This window comes from Catenovulum sp. SX2 (assembly GCF_052056295.1).
Taxonomy (GTDB): Bacteria; Pseudomonadota; Gammaproteobacteria; order Enterobacterales; family Alteromonadaceae; genus Catenovulum.
This window is the reverse complement of record NZ_CP182493.1, coordinates 3,446,992-3,466,428: the sequence shown is the minus strand read 5'-3', so window position 1 is coordinate 3,466,428 and position 19,437 is coordinate 3,446,992. Positions and strand designations below refer to the sequence as shown.

Here is a 19,437-nt window from a genome sequence, read left to right as displayed (position 1 = left end):
TATCCATATCCTAAGCCACCGAAATCGATAACAATTCTTTAAATAAAGGGACTATTTTATGCGCAAAGCAAAATGCCTAAGCATTGGACTCGCTTGTTCAATATTTTTAACTGCCTGTGGCGGCTCTGATGATGGTGGCCAATGCTCAAAACAAGATATCCACTCGCATTGGTATCAAACCTTAGAGCAAGACTATTTATGGTATGACGAGCTCTCTTCACCATCAACTTCATTTAATTTGTATGAAGACAGTAATCAACTATTAAACGACGTACTGCCAAGCAAAGATAGATTCAGCGTGGTATTAAATAGTGATGATTGGCAAGATAGTATTGCCGGTAACAACTTCGGTTATGGTATAGAGCTCGCGGCAGCGCCAGGTAGCCGAATTGTTGTTGTGCAATCGTTTAATAATTCCGCCGCGGCAAATGCAGGTATTACTCGAGGAGACCAACTTGTCTCGATTGGAGAGGTAGCCGCGTCCAAATTATACGAGTACCTATATTATGGAAATTATACAGCTTACTCAGAAGCATTCGGCCCAGACCAAAATGGCTATGAGCTTGAATTTGTCTGGCGTGATAGCAATGGTGCTGAAAAAAGTGCAACTTTGGCAAAATCACAGTACCAAGTAAATACAGTGACCGAAGTAGAAATTATTGATAGTAACGCAGGCAAAATTGCCTATCTGGGTTTCCAAAATGGTTTCTTAGAACCATCTCCAGCTGAACTAAAACAAGCTTTTAGTTATTTAAAATCGCAAGACTTTGATCATTTTGTATTAGATTTACGCAACAACACTGGTGGTTTAGTCAGTGTAGCCGCTGAGCTCGCGTTATATCTTGCTGGAGATACAATCTACAACCAAATATTTCTGGAGTTTGAGTTTAATCCAAATAACAGTGAGTATGGTGGAGTTGCCCGTACTGAAGAATTGATCTACACCGAACTCAACGGCAGTGTGACAAGCCATATCAATTACATTAGGCAAAATAGCTTAAATCTAGATAACTTAACTATTTTAACCAATGATTATTCGGCTTCGGCGAGCGAAGTATTAATCAATAGTTTAGACCCATATATTACAGTGCATACTATAGGAGAAAGTACTTATGGTAAGCCAGTCGGCTTTTTACCAGATGACTACTGTGACGAAACCTTATTAGCAGTAAATTTCCAAACAAATAATGCAGTCGGTTTTGGTGATTATTTAAATGGTTTAGCGCCTGATTGTGCCGTTTCCGAAAGCAGCAACATCTATCCATGGACCAGCATGCAAGATCCAGTATTTGCGAAAGCGGTTAGTTATATTAATAGCGGTTACTCGTCATGCAGCAGCTCGTTAGCTCGCCCATTAAATGAAGAAGCATTAATTATCCCACCTAACAATAAACCGCAAGGCATGTGGTTGGAGAAAAAATAATATGCGCTTTATTAAATTCCCTTGCCAAATATTATTTGTTTTATTGTTGGCTGTTAATTCAGTGCAGGCTGCTCAGCCTGCACTTTGGAAACTTGAATATCAGGATAAAACCTCTTGGGTGTTTGGCACAATTCACGCTTCCACCCAAGTTATGCGTAATGATAATTCACTGGGTTTAGTTAAAAACAAAATTACTAATGCACGTTTACTAATCACCGAAGTCGATTTAGCGCAATATTCAGCCGAGCAACAGCAAGAATTAGCGTTGAAAGTAGCACTGCTCACTAACGGCAAAAACCTGCAACAACAAGTTGACGATAAAACTTGGCAAAGTTTACTCAGGTACCAGCAAAACAAAGGGATCCCAGAAAATGCCTTTAGCGCTTTTACACCTTGGTTTGTCGCATTGCAATTGGGCATTATCGAAGGACAAATAGCTGGGCTCGACTTTACCCAAGCTATTGATGATATCTTGATGCAACATGCACGAGCTAACCAAGTCCAAGTGAGCGGATTAGAAAGTCTAGAACAACAGCTCGGATTTTTTGCGAATTCAGGTATAAGTGAAGAGTTGTTAGTCGATACCTTAGCGCAAATTGAAACGAACGAGTACACAATCAAACATCTAGCCGACATGTGGCAAAATGGTGAGATTGAGCAACTAGAAAAACTGTTAACCCTAGGTTTAGCTGAATACCCAAGCACAGATTTTGTGTTAGATACTTTATTAAAAGAGCGTAACCAAAATTGGATGAAAAAATTAATCGCCGAGGTAAAAACAGGTAATGTTGTTATCGCAGTTGGATTAATGCATATGGTTGGTGAAGGCAATATCATTCAACACTTTGAGCAACAAGGTGTGAGTGTTAAACGCGTACAATAATCAACTAACTGCAACACTTAATAATGCATATCAGGCGGTATAGGTAATTTACTCGGGGTAAATTGTTTAGGCCGCTTTTTCACCTTGCCTTTTTTATAATCGCGCAGTGCAAATACATAAGCCAAAACTTGTGCAACGGCGGCAAAAAGCTTTTCAGGTATTTCTTCTTCAAACTCAGTTGTATAATAAATTGCCCTCGCCAACATAGGCGCGGTTAGAATAGGAACTTGATGTGCCTCGGCAATTTTTCGAATATGCGCGGCCATTTCATCCGCCCCTTTAGCAACTAACCTAGGTGCACCTGTGCCTAATGGATCATATTTTAACGCCACGGCAAAGTGGGTCGGGTTTGTCACCACCACATCGGCTTTTGGCACTTCTTGCATCATACGTCTTTGGTGAGCTCTAAACATTGCTGAGCGTATACGCCCTTTAACTTGCGGATCACCTTCTGAGTTTTTGTGTTCGTCTTTAACTTCTTGTTTGGTCATCTTCAGCTGTTCGTTGTGATGATAAAGCTGATACGGCACGTCAATCAAAGTAATTACGATTAACGAACAAGATAAAATTAAGAACACCCATATAAGAATTTCTAACGCTTTGAATAAACCAGATGGCATATTCTCAACATTAATGTGCAACAACTCTTGGTAAAACAGGTTAAAACACATGTAAGCAGTGCCAATAACCACAGCAACTTTGGCAATCGACTTAACCAGCTCAATTAATCCTTGTGTACCAAAAATGCGTTTAATCCCATTAATTGGATTCATTTTACTCAGTTTAGGCTGCATAGCTTTGGTCGAGAAATTGTAACCACCAACAGCGACATTGCCGATAACAGCAAACACCACCAGCACAATCAGCACAGCCAATACTGGCCAAGTGACTTCGAACAGAAGATTTTCTAGCCGTACTAACATACGGCTCATATCAAATGCATCTTCACGCTCTAAGATAAAACCTTGTTTAAACATGCGAAACAGTGCGCCGGCTAAATAGTGGCCGTAAAGTAAAAAGCCAATACCACCACCAACAAGCACCATCATAGTACCGAGTTCACGTGAGCGCGGTATTTGCCCTTTATTTCTTGCGTCTGATTTCTTTTTCGCCGTGGGTTCTTCTGTGCGGTCTTGATCATCAGCTGCCATAGATTAGCACCCCGCAATTTCACACATAAGGAAAGCAGCACTGTCCCAGATAGTTTCAAAATGCAGCATAAAGGCCGATAAACTGATCCACACCACTATCAAACCTGTTATTTGCGACACAGGAAAACCGATAGAGAATATATTTAATTGAGGCGCTGCACGCGTCATAATACCGAAAGTTAAATTTATGATTAACATAGCGGTTATCGGCGTTAAAGCTATGGTAATTGTCGCGATAAATAACCATTTACCCCACTCGACAATTTTGTATATTTTATCGAGTGATAACCAACCAGAGCCAATTGGCATAGCTTCAAAACTATAAACCAACATTTGGATCATAGCTAAATGCCCATCCATAGCCCAAAAAACTAGCGTTGCAAGTATGATATAAAACTGGCCGACGGCAGCTGTATTAATACCGTTCACAGGATCAACCAAAGTAGCAAAACCTAAACCACTTTGTACCGCAATTGTCTGACCCGCCATTACGAAGGTATTTAAAAAGATTTGTGAAATAAAACCGATTGATACGCCAATCAACACTTGCTGTATGACCAATAAAAACCCTTCAAGGGAAAACAAATTGGTGAAACCACTCGAAGGCACCATAGGGCTGACGATAAAAGCAATTGATAAAGCTAACAGTGCTTTAACTTTAGTTGGCACAGATTTACCACTAAAGCCTATCATAGCCACCAGCAAAGCAGAAATGCGCACAAACGGCAGCATTAAATCCGCAATATACTGCATGATAAGTTCTGTGGTGTAAGTCACGGTTTAGCCAACAACCTGAGGAATACGGGTAAACATGTCTATGGTGTAGTCCATCACTTTGTTCATACCCCAATGACCACCATAAATAATAGCGGCTAAGGTCACAAGCAACCTAGGTAAAAAGCTTAAGGTTTGTTCATTGATAGAGGTCGCGGCTTGAAATATGGAGACAATTAAACCAACTATCATACTAGGGACAATAACTAAACTCACCAGCAAGATAACCATAAACATGGCCTCTTGTAATATGTCGACAAATACTTCTGGTTGCATAGTGTGACTCCTACGTCAGCTAAGTGCCGACACCAAAGCTGGTGGCTAATGTACCCATAGTCAAATTCCAGCCATCAACCAATACAAATAACATAAGTTTAAAAGGTAGAGATACCATCATAGGTGAAAGCATCATCATACCCATGGCCATTAATACTGAAGCGACGACCAAGTCTAAAATTAGAAACGGAATAAACAGCATAAAACCAATTTGAAAGGCTGTTTTTAACTCTGAGGTGACAAAGGCAGGAATTAACACTCGCATCGGTACATCTTCTGGGCCATTTAAACTTTGATAACCCGCAATTTCAGCAAAGGTCGCTATGTCTTTAACCCGAGTTTGCTGCAACATAAAGGCTTTTAATGGCAAATGTGCTACATCAAACGCCTCTCTAGCAGTCATTTCTTCGGCGATATACGGCTGGATTGCCGTGTCATTAATTTCTTCAAAAACCGGCGCCATAATGAAAAAAGTTAAAAATAACGCTAGACCAACAAGCACCTGATTCGGCGGCGAACTTTGTAACCCTATTGCTTGACGCAATATACCTAAAACAATAATGATACGGGTAAAAGATGTCATCATAATCACAACTGCAGGGATAAAACTTAGCATTGTCATTAATGCTAAAACCTGCAAAGTGATCGTATAGTCTTGAGTGCCGTCAGGATTATCTGTGACTGTTAACGCCGGAAGACCCGTGTTCGCCAGAGCTATCGGTGAAAACAAGCTAATTAAAATTATCAACCAAGAATATTTAGTCATTATTTTTCTTATTTGCATTAATAAATTGGCTAAGTGATTGTTTAAAATCAGGCGCTTTTATATCCAGAGGTTCGGAAAATTCTTTTAGTAAATTAATTGATTGACTGGTCACACCTAACAGAAGTTGACTATCGCCGACTTGAACTAACAAGAGTTTTTCTTTCGCAGTTAAAGGCAGCACAGCCAAAACCTGCATAGTGCTGTTTTTAAATTGACCCAAATTGGTTTTGCGCGCAAGCCCAGCTAAAGCATAGATAATAGCGATAGTCGCGCATAACCCAAACAACATAGTTGGAATTGCAGCGCCAAGCTCAGCAGATTGCGCCAATACCTTGGAGCTAACACAAGTTAACCCCATGGCTAGTACAAACTGAACTGCTGACTTATTTGAGCTTTTTAATACGCTCGATTTGACTGATAACATCCGTTAGTCGAATCCCAAATTTGTCATTAACAACTACAACTTCGCCGTGCGCAATCAAAGTGCCGTTGACCAATACATCTAATGGCTCACCTGCGACACGGTCTAGCTCAACTACTGAACCTTGGTTTAATTGCAATAAGTTGCGAATACTTAACTTACTGCGACCCACTTCCATAGAAATGGTTACAGGAATATCTAAAATTGTATCAAGTTTGCGTTTTTCTTCAGCGGTAATTGGTGGGCTATCCGCATTCAAATCTTCTAATTCTGCGATTTGTGCTTCGTCGCCAGCGTCACCTTCTTGCTCTGCTTCGGCTTCTGCCTGTTCAGCCATAGCGGCTGCCCAGTCATCCATATCGTCACTCATAATCTTTGCTCTTTGTTACATCAATCTAATTATTCAAAATCTTCAAGTTCGCGTAATTCTGCTTCCGCATCTATACGTCGACCACCACGTGTTACCATTTGCAGTTCAGATTTAACTGATGCAGGTCGCTTAATTTTTTCTGTTACTTTAATTGCTAAGTTATCGCGTGATCTACCCATTTTGCCTCGGTAGGTCGGCAAATCTTCAACAAACACGGTTAAATGTTCAGGCATTTCAACTGGGATCACATCACCCGCTTTTAAGTTCATCACTTGTTCTAACGACAACTCAAAATCAAGCAACTTAGCCATAATATCCACTTCAACATCCATAATTTCATCACGCAGAGCTTTACTCCAACGCAAATCAGTGTCTTCCTTATCACTTTGCACACCCGCATCTAATAACTCACGAATCGGCTCTAACATAGAGTAAGGTAAACAAATGTGGAAATCGCCACCACCACCATCAAGTTCGATATGAAATGAGCTAATCACAACCACTTCGGTTGGGCTCACTATGTTAGCCATAGCCGGGTTTACTTCAGAATCCAAATATTCAAAAGAAACATCCATTACAGGTGCCCAAGCTTCTTTATAGTCTTCAAATACTAGCTTAAGCAACATTTGAATAATGCGTCGCTCGGTTGGGGTAAATTCACGCCCTTCGATTTTAGCGTGATAACGACCGTCGCCACCAAAAAAGTTATCCACCAATATAAAAACTAATCTAGCTTCCATAGTGATTAAACCAGTACCTTTTAACGGCCTGAACCTAACCATATTCAAACTAGTTGGTACAAATAGCGTATGTATGTATTCGCCAAATTTAATCATTTGCACGCCATTGATAGACACCTCAGCGGTGCGGCGCATCATATTAAATAATGAGATACGCATGTGGCGGGCAAATCTTTCGTTGACGATTTCCAATGTTGGCATTCGACCACGAACAATTCTGTCTTGTGATGAAAAGTCGTACTCGGATGCCATAGCAATTGCGCTACCCGGAGTGGCAGCACCTGCTTCTACATCTTCTTCCTCGACGTCATCTACCCCGTGGAGTAGCGCGTCAATTTCGTCTTGCGAGAGTAAATCAGTCATTGTGTCGCCAAACGTTATTGCATTACAAAACCGGTAAACAGAACACTTTCAACAACTGTTCTGCCGGCAATGCTTAATAGTTCATCTTGTACAGCTTTAAGCGCATTTTTCTTTAACGCTTCTTTACCTGCACTTGTACCTAACTCGTCAGCACTTGTGCCACTAAATACTCTTAATAAAGTGCCTTCTATCAGTGGAATGTGTTTTTTTGCTGTTTCTTCGTTTTGGGCACCACGCACCAATAATTGCACTTTAATTTGTACTAAGCGATCTCGATTAGCGCCAGGTACGTTAAAAACAAAAGGTCGTGGCATAGCAACATACATAGCATCACCAAGCTCAACCGAAGCAGCTGAACCACCAGCACTAGCTGCAGGCGTTTCATCTAAACTTACTTCTTCAGCAGCTGAGTCGTCACCACCAGACATTAAAAAGAAACCTCCAGCGCCAAGCACAACTACAAGCACAACAGCAATGATGATAATCAGCTTCTTTTTACCGCCACCACCGTCTTCTACTTCTAATTCTGGTTGTTCTTCTGCAGCCATTCTTTTCTCCACTCAATCAATAATAATTTACGCTAGCTTAAGTTTAACGGATTTTATCCAGAGCGTAAGTATTTTATGCATAATAGTCGACAGCACCTAAATGACCATTATGTATTTTTTGTTCAATAACTTGCGTTGTATCGTCCTGTTCAACATTGTCACCATCTCCTTGGCCTTGACCGCCTTGCGCGTTTTTATCTGACCCTTGTCCAGAATTAGCTTGTTGATGTTCAACTTGCGAGTCGGATAATTCAATCCCTTGTTGCTCTAACATCTCCCTTAATCTAGGCACAGACTGGTCTAACATTTCTTTTGCTTGTGGATTTTGCACCAACATGCTGACGCTGGCCGCATCGCCATTCAAACTAATTTTAATTTGCATACTGCCAAGCTCTGGAGGGTCTAATCTGAGCTCAGCCGCTTGAACTCGGCCATTCATCATAAATCGAACAGCATCATTTAACGCTGTTGCTGCTTCTGGTTTATGCAATTGCACTTGTTCTTTTAACTGCACAATTTGCTGCTGATTTTTCGCTGTACGTTCAGCTTGTTGAACTTCTTGTTTGTTGGTTACTTGCTGAACATTTTGTTGTTTATGACTTTCTTGTAGCCGCTCTGTAGATTGTTGAGATTGCACTTGAGCTGCGATTGTTTGCGCTTCAAAAACTTGCGCAGACGACTCTTTATTTAGCGTGTCATCTGGCTTAATTTGCCCATCTTCAGCCACTTTGTTTTCTTTAGTCGCAACTTGTTCTAGCAACTTCTCTTTGTTACTGCTATTTGTTGCAGCAGCTTTTGCAACTTGTGCTTGTTTTTTATCAGGCTGTTCAGCTGTTTGCTCGCTAGAGCCTTGTGTCTGTTCATTTGCAGCAAGTACAGCTTCAGTTGGCTGATTTAATTCCAACTCAGCAGATTTGCTAACAGACTCTGCAGATTTATCTGCACCAAGTGTTTTTTGCTCACTTTTTTCAGATGCTTTTGTTGGTTTAGTTTCTGCATTCTTAACATGATTTATTGATTGATTTTGCTGCGGTTGCTGGCTTTTATCTTCATTAGCTAACTCAGCGGCTTTTGCCGCTTTGCTGGCACTTAGGTTATTCTCAGTCTTATCTAACTGCTGTTTATTCGCTTGTGTTTTAACTAGGTTTTCCGCTTGTGGCTCATGTTTGCCTGTAGACGCATGTGCTTTAGTTGCCTGCTCTGCTGCAGCTTTAGTTACTTCTGTAGCTACTTCTGTCTGAGCTAATTTTGCTTGCGCTTTGTTCTGCTGTTTATTTGTGTCAACCGAGTTTATAACCGCTGAATCTTTCGCTGTGTTGGCATTGTTGTTTGCTGCTTTCCCCTCAGACGCATTTTCTACCAATTCAGAGGTTGTTTTGTGCTCAGCTGATTTTGTTTTAGCTTCAACTTGAGTATCTTGATTAGATTGACTCTCTTTCGGTGTACCAGTTTGTGCCAGAGTTTTTTTATCTTCTTTTGTTGAGCTAGTATGTTTCTCTGCATTATTGTTCTCAACCGACTCACGCCCTTCAACACTCGCAATACTCTTCTTGGCTTCAGTGCTGTCTTTTGCGCTCGCTTGTTCGTTTTCTCCTTCGGTAAGCTGTTTTTTGCTTGCGACTTTCACTACATCACTAGCAGCAGCTTTATCGCTGACGACTTTGTTTGTTGGCTTTGCTGATGTATCGGCGGCTTTGGCCTCGTCAACTAACTCTTTATCCTCAGTAGCTGATTTAGCAACTTCATCTAGCAGTAATTGTTTTTCGTCTTTAGTCGACTCAGTTGCTTTTTTACCTAGCTTTAAATTCTGTAATAGACTGTTTTCTTTATCAAGCTGATTGGATTTTTTCTCACTTGCTGCTTTGTCTATATCTGTTTTAGCTTTATTCGACTGATTTAAAAAGCTAAGTAAATCGAAGGCTGAGCTTTCTTCTGTATCTGAATTTGTGCTTTCAACCTCAGGCTGGTTTTCATTTATCGCGTCATTTACAGCTTTAGCCGTTTTATTTAACCCTGGATTTGTCTCTGTTGTTTTATCAGCACTTTTGGATGGTTGCGCTCTTTCAGTACTGCTCTCTTTTGCTTGGGTACTTGACTGCTCTTGCGCGCCATTTTTTTGTTGCTGAGTAGTTGATTTATCAGCCGTTTGAACAGACTCGGGCTGATTTTCAGTCACATTGGCACTTTTAGCAGTCGGTTTGTGATCATTGTCTTGTTTTGCACCTTCAGCTAGGTAATGCGAGAATTTTGCTTCGTCGCTATAATTGCTTTTAGAATCTAATAACGCATCCACCGCGTTATTTTTGCTAACGGGCGTAGAAGCGGCAATATTTGGTTGAATATTGGCAATATACTGCATTTTTTCACCTTACTGATAACGGAAAATGGCTGCTAAGCTAAGTTACTTAGATGTTCTGCAAAAGCCGTGCCGCCATATTATTGGCAAATTCATCGGCTAGTGTTTGCTCTTGTCGCTGTAGGTGTAGCGCATGTTTCTTTTGTTGTTTTTCTATTACAGCTTCAATCGATTTACGTTTCCTCTGTTGTTGTAACCATAAAGCCCGGCGTTGTTCGACCACTTTTTCAGCTTTTGTGATGTTGCCTCTTTGTTGGCTACAAGCCAAATCAAGCTGGCTGATAAAACTTTGCAACCGCTGAAAACCACTACTAGATAAGCCTTTTTTGCCAGATTCTATAACTGTGTTCATGTAGTCGCGTTGAAATTGCTCTAAACCGGCTAATTTTTCATGCTGCTTTTGTAAATCTTGTTTAGCTTGTGCGAATTTAAGCGCTAAATCGTCTTCTTTGCGTTTTTCTATATCCGCTACCAGCTGCAATTGTTTATTCATATTAAGCCCTCATGCTACTGGTGATGGAGGCAAGTGCAGCTAAACAGTCATCATAATTAATCACGTCTTTCATGCCTTGCTGTAAGAACTTATCCATTTTCGGTTTTAATTTGATTGCCGCATCCACCACAGGATCACTGCCTTTAGTGTAAGCACCGATAGAAATGAGATCTTGGTTGTTTTGGTAAGCTGAATACAACTGTTTGACGATGCGCGCTTGTATTTGGTGATCTTCACTGGTAACTGCTGGCATCACACGGCTAATGGATTTAGCGATATCTATTGCCGGATAATGCCCTTGATCGGCTAGATCACGCGACAAAACAATATGACCATCTAAAATTGCCCGTGACGCATCGGCAATTGGATCTTGTAAATCATCACCTTCCGACAAAACGGTAAAAAACGCGGTAATCGAACCTTGACCACTGCCACCATTACCCGCACGTTCAACCAAAGCAGGTAATTTAGCAAAAACAGACGGTGGATAACCTTTGGTCGCCGGCGGTTCGCCAACCGCTAATGCGATTTCCCGCTGCGCTTGTGCATATCGAGTGATTGAGTCGACCAGTAAAAGTACATTTAATCCTTGATCACGGAAATATTCAGCAACAGATAGTGCGGTTTCACAACCTTTTAAGCGCATCAAAGGAGCATTATCAGCCGGTGCGGCAATTACAACCGAACGGGCTCGTCCTTCTTCACCTAAAATGTCGTCAATAAATTCTTTTACTTCACGGCCACGCTCACCAATTAAACCAACCACAATTACATCGGCGGCAGTGCCTCGGGTCATCATGCCCAACAAAACACTTTTACCAACACCTGAACCGGCAAACAAACCTAATCTTTGCCCCATACCCACAGTCAAAATAGAATTGATTGCTTTTATGCCTACATCTAACGGCTGATTTATTGCTTTGCGATCTAGCGGGTTAATTCGTTTAGCGCGAAAATTTTCGCTTTCATCTGCTGAAATTCGCCCTTTGCCATCCATAGGCACACCACGAGCGTCAATTACGCGGCCAAGCAGAGCCATGGAATAAACTAAAGTTCGTTGCGCTGGAATAGGAATAACTTTAGCACCCGGCAAAATACCTTCAATTTGTTCGCTCGGCATTAAGTAGATTTTTTCACCTTCAAAACCAACAACTTCAGCTTCGATATAACCTTGATATGCTTCCACCAAACAGCTACTACCTACGGCTGCTTGGCAACCTATAGCTTCTAGGGTTAAACCGACAACTCGGGTTAAACGCCCGGCAACTTTTGGCCTGCTAGTGCCGATGCGAGATTGATACTGATGAATACGCTCACTCAAGCTTGGTTTCATAAATGCTCTACTATATAGCGGGATCGCACGAGCCAATTTTTTGACTCGCTTTAGTTATAAGTATAGCCTTTGCAAAAGTAACGCCAATACGAATGGTGGAAATATAAATTTCCGAGGTCTTTATTGGAATTGAGCAAATATTTCTTTTATGCGCTCTTGCATATTATTGGCAATAGAAGAGCTGTCGGTTTTAATTTCAACACTACCACGAGAAATATTCGGATCAGTTTGCACATGCCAGTTACGCCGTTGCAGTTCTTGCTCACCGTATTGACTGACCACCTGCTCATAATCTTCAGGGTTTAGCAAAATAAAACACTGTTTCGTGTTAAACGGTAATTGTTCAGCAGCTTGTTTTAAACTTTGCAGAATAATGTCTGGGTTAGTGGTTAATTCACTTTGAATTACCCGCCTAGCCAAAGCAACTGCAAGTTCAACTAATTCCTGTTCAACTTCTTGATCAAGTTGTTGTAATGGGTTATCCAGTTGCTCTATCAATTGATTCCAAATTTGCGCTTTTTCTTCCATTAAGCCGGTGCCACTTGCTAAACCTTCGGCGTGGCCTGTTTCTTGTCCTTCAGCTAGACCTTGTTGGAACCCCTGCTCTTTACCTTCAGCTTCGCCTTTAGCAAAACCTTCAGCTTTACCTTCGTTAAAACCTTCTTCATAAGCGGCTTGGCGAATGGCTTCTATTTCTTCAATGGTTGGTGGTTTTGGCGGTTCGGGCTCAGGCTCTGGTTCTTCGTAAACCCAGCCTTTCTTTTTACCTAATGCATTAGTGTAATTTTCAGGAACTTTGGTGCCTTCATCTTCAACAACGGGTATATGCCAAGCTTTAGCTTCTGAGCTTGCTTGGTTTCTGAGTACAGCTTGTTTAAACTTCAGTTCATCTTCTGTCATATACTACTCGTTAGAGGAATTCTTCCCCGCCGCCACCGCCAAGCATAATTTCGCCTGCGTCAGCTAAACGACGAGCAATAGACAATACTTCTTTTTGTGCCGCTTCAACTTCACTAATGCGAATTGGCCCCATAGCTTCCAAGTCGTCTGATAACATTTCCGCCGCACGTTTAGACATATTGCCGAGAATTTTATCTTTAAGGCTTTCATCCGCACCTTTAATTGCGCGCATAAGTACATCTTGTTGTACTTCACGTAATATAGCTTGAATACCTTTGTCGTCGACATCTGCCAAGTTATCAAATACAAACATAAGGTCTTGAATCTGTTGGCTCATCTCTTCGTCATGTTCACGGATTGAATCCATCAACTGGCCTTCAATATTGGTATCCAAGTAGTTCATAATATCGGCAGCAGCTTTTAAGCCACCCATTTTCGCAGCTTGTGCACCAGCTTGACCAGCAAACTGTTTCTCCATAATTTCGTTTAATTCTTGTAATGCCGCTGGTTGAACTTCTTCTAAGTTCGCAATACGCATCATCAAGTCTAAACGCACTTTTTCGGAGAACTGACTCATAATTTCAGCTGATTGTTCAGGCTCTAAATAAGCCATAACTATGGTTTGAATTTGTGGATGCTCATTACGGATAATATTGGCAACCTGTTTTGAGTCCATCCATTTGAGTGAATCAAGACCTTTAGCACCACTGCCCATGATAATTTGTTCAATTAAATTACCGGCTTTATCTTCACCCAGAGCTGCAGTTAATGCTTTACGTACGAATTCAGTGCTTTGGAAACCGATTGTGCTGAAGCGTTGAATTTCGTCGATGAACAACTTATGGATAGCGGTAATTTTCGCTTGAGAAAAATCATCAAGCGATGCCATCGCCATACCTACTTTTTGCACTTCTTTTGGTTCAAGATGTTTTAGGATCTGGGCTGCATCTTCTTCAGATAAACTCAAGAGTAATACAGCCGCTTTTTCTATCCCATCTAACCGCGAAATATCGTAGGATTCGCTTTTTTGTTCTTCGTCTTTAGGCATCTTCGTTTAACCACGCTTTAACCACTTGTGCTGAAAGAATTGGTTCGTTTGCAACCAAGGCTCTTACCGCTTTCAATACGTCTTCGTCTTTGTGTAAATCAGGTAGCATCAAGGTACCATCTTGATTAAAACCAACAGCACTCGCATCAAAATCTGTGGTTAACATATCAAGGGTTTCGTCACCCAAATCTATACCTGATGATAATGAACCGTCATCAAAATCATCAACAACTTCTTCTGGATAAATCAGCTTACGCAACATAGGTCTGACGACCATGACTATCAGCACTATAATAATCAGTGTACCTAATGCTAATCGAACTAATTTACTAAACCAAGCTTGTTCGTAGAATGGTGTTTGTTCCAAATCCCCTAAGTCAGTACGCACAAATGGTACTGTCACTACTTCTAAGGTGTCACCACGCTGAATATCAAAACCAATGCCGCCTTGTAATAATCTACGTATATTCGCCAGTTCTGCCGTTGCTCTAGGTTCATAAGTCGTTTCGCCAGATTCAGCATTTGTTTCAGGCAGATAGTCAACTGCAACTGATACACTTAGTCGGCGAATAACCCCCGTTTGTTGACGAGTATGACTTATGGTTGTGTCTAACTCATAGTTACGGGTCGCTTCTCTGTGGCTCTTACTTGGATTAGCCGAACCGTCGCCACCTTTTGCTTCTTCCGGTATGTTTGAATCAAGTGGCGGCTGGTTAGTTAAAGCGCCTGGAATGCCTGCGACTATTCCACCCAAGGAATTGGTTTCAACCGTCATCTCACTGCGTACTGCAGGTAAGTCTGGGTTATAGCGTTTTTGAGTTTGTTCAACTGCAGTGAAATCCATAGTAACGTCAACTTGCGCTGTATAGTTACCTAATCCCACCACAGGAATTAATATTGAGTCTATTTTTTCTAAATACTCAGCTTCACGTTTCTGTTCAATTTCGTATTCTTTGCGGCTGCGCGCGGATAAGTCGTTTTGTGAGCCTGAATTTAATAAACGACCATTTTGATCTGTAACCGTTACGCGAGTGGGTTCTAAACCTTGCACTGCAGAAGAAATCATATCAACCACTGAATCGATTTCTTCGGATTTAAGTACCTTGCCACGTTTCATGGTTAAAACCACAGTCGCACTAGGTTTTTTCTCATGGCGTGCAAAAACATTTTCTTTAGGGATAGCCAATAATACTTTGGCGCGTTGAATAGAATGTAGCTCTTCGATTGCACGTGCTAATGATTGTTCACGGCTATACTTTAAACGCTCCATCTCAACACGTTGACTGACACCAAAACCCATATCCGTCAATAAAATGTCGTCGCCAGTAGCCGGGCCTGAAGTCATACCCGAGCGGGTCATTTGTAACTTAATGTCTTGGTATTGGTCTTCAATAACATAAACAACATCACCTTCTAGGCGATATTCAATTTTTTGTTGGTCGAGAAAATCAAGCGTTTGAATCAGCTCGTCGGTTTCCATTTTACCCAATGGCCGAAAATCTGGCTCACGTGCCCAGACAATAATAAATACAGCAATAGCCAAACAAATTGCCAAAGCCAAAATCAGCGTAACTTGACGTAATATATCTACACTGCCCAAGCCGCCTAAAAAGCCAGACTTTTGTTCTTCTGATGAGATATCTGAAGACGTTGCATCATTTGCATTACCGTCGTTGACCATTATGTCTGTCGATGCGCTCTGTTCTGCCACTGTTATTTACTCCAACAAATTCCGCTGTATTAAACAGGCATTTGCATAATTTTGTCGTACGCTTCAATTACTTTGTTGCGCACATGTACTGTCGCTTCAAAAGCAATGCCGGCTTTACCTTTTGCAATCATCACATCAGCAAGTGAAACACTTTGATCACCCATTTCAAACTTAATCGCTTGCGCTTTAGAATGGTGTTGTAAGTCGTTCACATTGTCGATTGCTTTGTTCAACATATTGCCAAAAGTCGAAGGCGTCGGATTTTCAACTTTAGGTGAGATTGGTAATTGATCAGCAGAAATATCTTTGCGCACTTGCGTAGCTAAAGCTTGCATTTCCGCATATAGATTATTGTTTGCGCCAATTTTCATTGTGAGCCCCACTTACGTCAAAAATTTGATTATTTGTTAACTTAAGTGGGGTAATGCACAGGTTATGCCAAAATATGTTTTAGCAATTATTCTGGTTCAATAAACTCAGTGCCCCAGCCGTCGTATTCAACCTGATATTCTGCTGCAAGTTTTTCCATTTGATTCACTTGGGCTTGAATAACTTCAATGTCCAATTTACATTCAGCAATCACATCAAATGCAAGAATTTCTTGACCATCATCTGTGTCAAACTCTTCGGCATCTGTTACTTCGTAGTTTAATTTAAACGCGGCTACTGCGGCCTTTTCCAACTTATCGAAATTGGTCGAAGAAAAATGGTGTTCAATTGTATAGATAGCATCTAAGTCGCTGCCATCTTCTATCAACATATTAACTATATTAGTGGTAAAACCTTTAGGATCGTCGATATAGTCCATCATTTTGATGCCCCTTCAGAATGATTTGTTTGTGGCAGTATATGTGCATTGAGTTGGTCAGCTTCAGCATCTAGCTGTTTGAGCTTATCTAACATCAAGCTATGATAATCTTCGCAAGTTTGTTTGAGGTTTTTCTTCTGCTCATCACTCATATAAGTGGGCGCCATCACCTCAATAATAACAGTACCATTTGACCAACGATTCAACTTAATTTTGTTGCAAGTTGTACTCATTAATACTGGAACGATAGGCACATCAGCTGCTAGCGCTAACTGAAATGCGCCTCGCTTGAATGGCAATAAACCTCGGCCATAAGAGCGTGTACCTTCAGGGAACATCCACACAGAAACTTTTCGTTTTTGGATAATCTCTTTAGACGTTTTTAACGCCGCCATAGCTTTTTTGCGATTTTCGCGATCTATTAAAATATTGCCCGATAACCAATACAATTGGCCAAAAAACGGCACCCATTTTAGACTCTTTTTACCTATAGTAACTGTGTTTGGCAGTACACTACCGCACAAAGTAAAAATATCGTAACTGTTCTGGTGGTTGGCAATAAATACCGCTGGCTGCGCTTTATAGGCATCCGGATGGGTTCGAAATACCAACTTGATGCCTAATATCTTGGCGGCTTTGCTGTAAGTTTTACCTAACCAATAAACATTGTTGGAGTGAAAGGGTCGAACTAAACAAAATAAAATTCCGAATACACTGGCAAAAATTACAAATATGCCGAGTAAAATAACTCGAATAACAGCTAACACTAATACACTTCCTAATTAATCTTGATTATCTTGTAACGGCTCATCGGTAGATGATGCTTCAATAAGTAACTCGTCAACACGCTGTAAACCACGTGGTAATTTGTTACCGCGGCGTCCGCGTTCACCTCGATAGTGTGACCAGTCGTCCGGTTTTAACGACATTTTACGTTTACCTGCCACTAATACTAAACAGTCGTTGTTATGTATTAACGCAACATGTTTAACAAATTCTTCGCGATTACGTGCACGCTCAGACGGCACGCTAATAATTTTGTTACCTTTACCTTTAGCTAAACAAGGCAAATCAGCCACAGGGAATAACAACATGCGACCTTCATTCGTGATTGCAACAATCAGTTGCTCAGCAGCTGATGAAACTTTTTTCGGTTGCAATACTTTGGCATTAGCTGGCAAAGTTAACACAGCTTTACCATTTTTGTTTTTACTAATCAGATCAGCAAACTTAGCAACAAAACCGTAACCTGCGTCAGAGGCCATTAAAAACATATCTTCCGGTTGAGCAATGACCACTTGCTCAACACGTTCTCCTGCGGCTACAGTAAAGCGTCCTGACAAAGGTTCACCTTGGCCACGTGCTGACGGTAAAGTATGTGTGTCAGTAGCAAAAGCACGACCACTTGTATCAACAAATACACTAATTTGATTAGAACGGCCGGCAGCACTAGCAAGGTATCCATCACCTGCTTTGTAGTTCAGTCCAGCAACATCCACTTCATGGCCTTTAGCACAGCGCACCCAACCTTTATCGGATACCACCACTGTGACGGCTTCGCTTGGTACTAAATCTTTTTCACTTAATGCTTTGGCTTCACCGCGTTCAACAATTGGCGAACGGCGCTCATCACCATATTTTTCAGCATCTTGTGCCAATTCTTTTTTAACTAACTTTTTAAGCTCTGATTCTGAATTTAAAATGCTTTCAAGCCATTCACGCTCTTTTTCAAGTTCCGCTTGTTCAGCTTTAATTTTAATTTCTTCAAGCTTAGCTAAGTGGCGTAGTTTAAGTTCTAAAATAGCTTCAGCTTGTTTGTCGGATAATTCAAAACGGCTCATTAATTCAGCTTTTGGATTATCTTCAGTGCGAATAATGTGGATCACTTCATCTATATTTAAGAAGGCAACTAACAAGCCTTCTAAAATATGTAAACGTGCTAATACTTTATCTAAACGATATTGCAGACGTTTAGTTACTGTATCTAATCGGAATTGCAGCCATTCATTGATAATTTGCGGCAATGATTTAACTTGAGGACGGCCATTTAGGCCTATCATATTCAAGTTAACTCGATAACTTTTTTCTAAATCTGTGGTTGCGAACAAGTGCTGCATTAACATTTGCGCATCTACTCGATTGGAACGAGGCACAACCACTAAGCGCACTGGGTTTTCATGATCAGATTCATCGCGAATATCCGCCACCATAGGCAATTTTTTCGCTTGCATCTGTTGCGCAATTTGCTCTATCACTTTGCCGCTAGACGCTTGATGCGGCAAAGCATTTATAATAATTTCGCCTTGGTCGACTTCATAAACCGCACGCATTTTAATTGAGCCACGGCCAGTTTGATAAATTTTTTCGATATCGGCACGCGGCGTAATAATTTCAGCTTCAGTTGGAAAATCAGGCGCTGGAATAAAGCTCATGATTTTCTCTAAACTTGCACCAGGATGGTCTAACAAATAACGAGCTGCATTAACAACTTCTTTGACATTATGCGGTGGAATATCGGTTGCCATACCAACCGCGATACCTGTGACACCATTTAATAAGATGTGAGGCAAACGCGCGGGTAAGTTAATTGGCTCTTTTAACGTACCGTCAAAGTTAGGGCCCCATTCAACCGTGCCCATGCCAAGTTCACTTAATAAAACTTCAGCAAATTTAGACAAGCGCGCTTCGGTATAACGCATAGCAGCAAAAGATTTAGGATCGTCAGGTGCACCCCAGTTGCCTTGACCATCAATCAAGGGATAACGATATGAAAATGGCTGCGCCATTAACACCATAGCTTCATAACAAGCAGAATCACCATGTGGATGAAATTTACCTAATACGTCACCTACGGTACGCGCTGATTTTTTGTATTTTGCTGCGGCAGATAAACCAAGCTCAGACATTGCATAAACGATACGACGTTGTACTGGTTTTAAACCGTCAGAAATGTGTGGCAATGCCCTATCCATGATGACATACATGGAATAGTTTAAATAAGCATCTTCGGTAAACTTACGCAGTGCTATTTTTTCAATACCATCTTCACTAATTTCAATTAAATCAGACATAT

The 19,437-nt window shown here is 41.1% G+C and carries 20 protein-coding genes; 2 read left to right on the top strand and 18 right to left on the bottom strand.

Annotation, left to right across the window (positions count from 1 at the left end; translation table 11 throughout):
- Positions 1 to 58 precede the first annotated feature (58 nt).
- Together ACMZOO_RS14535 and ACMZOO_RS14530 are read left to right on the top strand one after the other, a co-directional pair.
- Complete coding sequence (locus ACMZOO_RS14535) at positions 59 to 1,423, top strand: S41 family peptidase (protein ID WP_440904048.1); 1,365 nt, start codon at positions 59 to 61, stop codon at positions 1,421 to 1,423.
- Between the two features lies 1 nt (position 1,424).
- Positions 1,425 to 2,306: a TraB/GumN family protein gene (locus tag ACMZOO_RS14530; RefSeq protein ID WP_440904046.1), complete on the top strand. Its 882-nt coding sequence runs from the start codon at positions 1,425 to 1,427 to the stop codon at positions 2,304 to 2,306.
- A 17-nt stretch (positions 2,307 to 2,323) separates the two neighbouring features.
- Here ACMZOO_RS14530 and flhB read toward each other — a convergent pair whose 3' ends face one another.
- The 18 genes from flhB to parC form a co-directional block, all read right to left on the bottom strand.
- Entirely contained in the window at positions 2,324 to 3,457 is a 1,134-nt protein-coding gene (flhB, locus tag ACMZOO_RS14525; protein WP_440904044.1) for a flagellar biosynthesis protein FlhB, read from the bottom strand.
- Between the two features lie 3 nt (positions 3,458 to 3,460).
- Entirely contained in the window at positions 3,461 to 4,210 is a 750-nt protein-coding gene (gene fliR / locus ACMZOO_RS14520) for a flagellar biosynthetic protein FliR (protein ID WP_440904042.1), read from the bottom strand.
- 27 nt (positions 4,211 to 4,237) lie between these two features.
- Complete coding sequence (fliQ, locus tag ACMZOO_RS14515) at positions 4,238 to 4,507, bottom strand: flagellar biosynthesis protein FliQ (protein ID WP_016956868.1); 270 nt, start codon at positions 4,505 to 4,507, stop codon at positions 4,238 to 4,240.
- 19 nt (positions 4,508 to 4,526) lie between these two features.
- Positions 4,527 to 5,273: a flagellar type III secretion system pore protein FliP gene (fliP, locus tag ACMZOO_RS14510; RefSeq protein ID WP_440904040.1), complete on the bottom strand. Its 747-nt coding sequence runs from the start codon at positions 5,271 to 5,273 to the stop codon at positions 4,527 to 4,529.
- On the bottom strand, positions 5,266 to 5,697 hold the full coding sequence (fliO, locus tag ACMZOO_RS14505) for a flagellar biosynthetic protein FliO (RefSeq protein ID WP_440904037.1): 432 nt from the start codon (positions 5,695 to 5,697) through the stop codon (positions 5,266 to 5,268). Before fliO ends, fliP begins: the two co-directional genes overlap by 8 nt.
- The gene (gene fliN, locus ACMZOO_RS14500) at positions 5,657 to 6,064 is read right to left on the bottom strand and encodes a flagellar motor switch protein FliN (protein ID WP_440904035.1); all 408 of its coding nucleotides are present in this window, start codon (positions 6,062 to 6,064) and stop codon (positions 5,657 to 5,659) included. Before fliN ends, fliO begins: the two co-directional genes overlap by 41 nt.
- Positions 6,065 to 6,093: 29 nt before the next feature.
- Positions 6,094 to 7,167: a flagellar motor switch protein FliM gene (fliM, locus tag ACMZOO_RS14495; RefSeq protein WP_440904033.1), complete on the bottom strand. Its 1,074-nt coding sequence runs from the start codon at positions 7,165 to 7,167 to the stop codon at positions 6,094 to 6,096.
- A 14-nt stretch (positions 7,168 to 7,181) separates the two neighbouring features.
- On the bottom strand, positions 7,182 to 7,715 hold the full coding sequence (fliL, locus tag ACMZOO_RS14490) for a flagellar basal body-associated protein FliL (RefSeq protein ID WP_440904031.1): 534 nt from the start codon (positions 7,713 to 7,715) through the stop codon (positions 7,182 to 7,184).
- A 73-nt stretch (positions 7,716 to 7,788) separates the two neighbouring features.
- Entirely contained in the window at positions 7,789 to 10,074 is a 2,286-nt protein-coding gene (locus ACMZOO_RS14485) for a flagellar hook-length control protein FliK (protein ID WP_440904029.1), read from the bottom strand.
- Positions 10,075 to 10,120: 46 nt separating this feature from the next.
- Positions 10,121 to 10,564, bottom strand: a complete 444-nt coding sequence (gene fliJ, locus ACMZOO_RS14480) for a flagellar export protein FliJ (RefSeq protein ID WP_440904027.1) — start codon at positions 10,562 to 10,564, stop codon at positions 10,121 to 10,123.
- A gap of 1 nt (position 10,565) precedes the next feature.
- Positions 10,566 to 11,897: a flagellar protein export ATPase FliI gene (gene fliI / locus ACMZOO_RS14475; protein WP_440904025.1), complete on the bottom strand. Its 1,332-nt coding sequence runs from the start codon at positions 11,895 to 11,897 to the stop codon at positions 10,566 to 10,568.
- A gap of 120 nt (positions 11,898 to 12,017) precedes the next feature.
- Positions 12,018 to 12,797, bottom strand: a complete 780-nt coding sequence (gene fliH, locus ACMZOO_RS14470) for a flagellar assembly protein FliH (RefSeq protein WP_440904023.1) — start codon at positions 12,795 to 12,797, stop codon at positions 12,018 to 12,020.
- 10 nt (positions 12,798 to 12,807) lie between these two features.
- Positions 12,808 to 13,845, bottom strand: a complete 1,038-nt coding sequence (fliG, locus tag ACMZOO_RS14465) for a flagellar motor switch protein FliG (protein ID WP_440904021.1) — start codon at positions 13,843 to 13,845, stop codon at positions 12,808 to 12,810.
- Entirely contained in the window at positions 13,838 to 15,526 is a 1,689-nt protein-coding gene (gene fliF / locus ACMZOO_RS14460; protein ID WP_440906308.1) for a flagellar basal-body MS-ring/collar protein FliF, read from the bottom strand. Before fliF ends, fliG begins: the two co-directional genes overlap by 8 nt.
- Before the next feature lie 59 nt (positions 15,527 to 15,585).
- Entirely contained in the window at positions 15,586 to 15,927 is a 342-nt protein-coding gene (fliE, locus tag ACMZOO_RS14455; protein WP_440904019.1) for a flagellar hook-basal body complex protein FliE, read from the bottom strand.
- Between the two features lie 86 nt (positions 15,928 to 16,013).
- Positions 16,014 to 16,367, bottom strand: coding sequence for a ribonuclease E inhibitor RraB (gene rraB / locus ACMZOO_RS14450; protein ID WP_440904017.1), 354 nt, complete (start codon positions 16,365 to 16,367; stop codon positions 16,014 to 16,016).
- The gene (locus ACMZOO_RS14445; protein ID WP_440904015.1) at positions 16,364 to 17,131 is read right to left on the bottom strand and encodes a 1-acylglycerol-3-phosphate O-acyltransferase; all 768 of its coding nucleotides are present in this window, start codon (positions 17,129 to 17,131) and stop codon (positions 16,364 to 16,366) included. The genes rraB and ACMZOO_RS14445 overlap by 4 nt, the downstream gene beginning before the upstream one ends.
- A gap of 15 nt (positions 17,132 to 17,146) precedes the next feature.
- The gene (gene parC, locus ACMZOO_RS14440; RefSeq protein WP_440904013.1) at positions 17,147 to 19,435 is read right to left on the bottom strand and encodes a DNA topoisomerase IV subunit A; all 2,289 of its coding nucleotides are present in this window, start codon (positions 19,433 to 19,435) and stop codon (positions 17,147 to 17,149) included.
- Positions 19,436 to 19,437: the final 2 nt, after the last annotated feature.

Coding starts and splice junctions, on each gene's coding strand:
- ACMZOO_RS14535 (WP_440904048.1), top strand. CDS start 59: ATGCGCAAAGCAAAATGCCTAAGCATTGGACTCGCTTGTTCAATATTT.
- ACMZOO_RS14530 (WP_440904046.1), top strand. CDS start 1,425: ATGCGCTTTATTAAATTCCCTTGCCAAATATTATTTGTTTTATTGTTG.
- flhB (WP_440904044.1), bottom strand. CDS start 3,457: ATGGCAGCTGATGATCAAGACCGCACAGAAGAACCCACGGCGAAAAAG.
- fliR (WP_440904042.1), bottom strand. CDS start 4,210: ATGCAGTATATTGCGGATTTAATGCTGCCGTTTGTGCGCATTTCTGCT.
- fliQ (WP_016956868.1), bottom strand. CDS start 4,507: ATGCAACCAGAAGTATTTGTCGACATATTACAAGAGGCCATGTTTATG.
- fliP (WP_440904040.1), bottom strand. CDS start 5,273: ATGACTAAATATTCTTGGTTGATAATTTTAATTAGCTTGTTTTCACCG.
- fliO (WP_440904037.1), bottom strand. CDS start 5,697: ATGTTATCAGTCAAATCGAGCGTATTAAAAAGCTCAAATAAGTCAGCA.
- fliN (WP_440904035.1), bottom strand. CDS start 6,064: ATGAGTGACGATATGGATGACTGGGCAGCCGCTATGGCTGAACAGGCA.
- fliM (WP_440904033.1), bottom strand. CDS start 7,167: ATGACTGATTTACTCTCGCAAGACGAAATTGACGCGCTACTCCACGGG.
- fliL (WP_440904031.1), bottom strand. CDS start 7,715: ATGGCTGCAGAAGAACAACCAGAATTAGAAGTAGAAGACGGTGGTGGC.
- ACMZOO_RS14485 (WP_440904029.1), bottom strand. CDS start 10,074: ATGCAGTATATTGCCAATATTCAACCAAATATTGCCGCTTCTACGCCC.
- fliJ (WP_440904027.1), bottom strand. CDS start 10,564: ATGAATAAACAATTGCAGCTGGTAGCGGATATAGAAAAACGCAAAGAA.
- fliI (WP_440904025.1), bottom strand. CDS start 11,897: ATGAAACCAAGCTTGAGTGAGCGTATTCATCAGTATCAATCTCGCATC.
- fliH (WP_440904023.1), bottom strand. CDS start 12,797: ATGACAGAAGATGAACTGAAGTTTAAACAAGCTGTACTCAGAAACCAA.
- fliG (WP_440904021.1), bottom strand. CDS start 13,845: ATGCCTAAAGACGAAGAACAAAAAAGCGAATCCTACGATATTTCGCGG.
- fliF (WP_440906308.1), bottom strand. CDS start 15,526: ATGGTCAACGACGGTAATGCAAATGATGCAACGTCTTCAGATATCTCA.
- fliE (WP_440904019.1), bottom strand. CDS start 15,927: ATGAAAATTGGCGCAAACAATAATCTATATGCGGAAATGCAAGCTTTA.
- rraB (WP_440904017.1), bottom strand. CDS start 16,367: ATGATGGACTATATCGACGATCCTAAAGGTTTTACCACTAATATAGTT.
- parC (WP_440904013.1), bottom strand. CDS start 19,435: ATGTCTGATTTAATTGAAATTAGTGAAGATGGTATTGAAAAAATAGCA.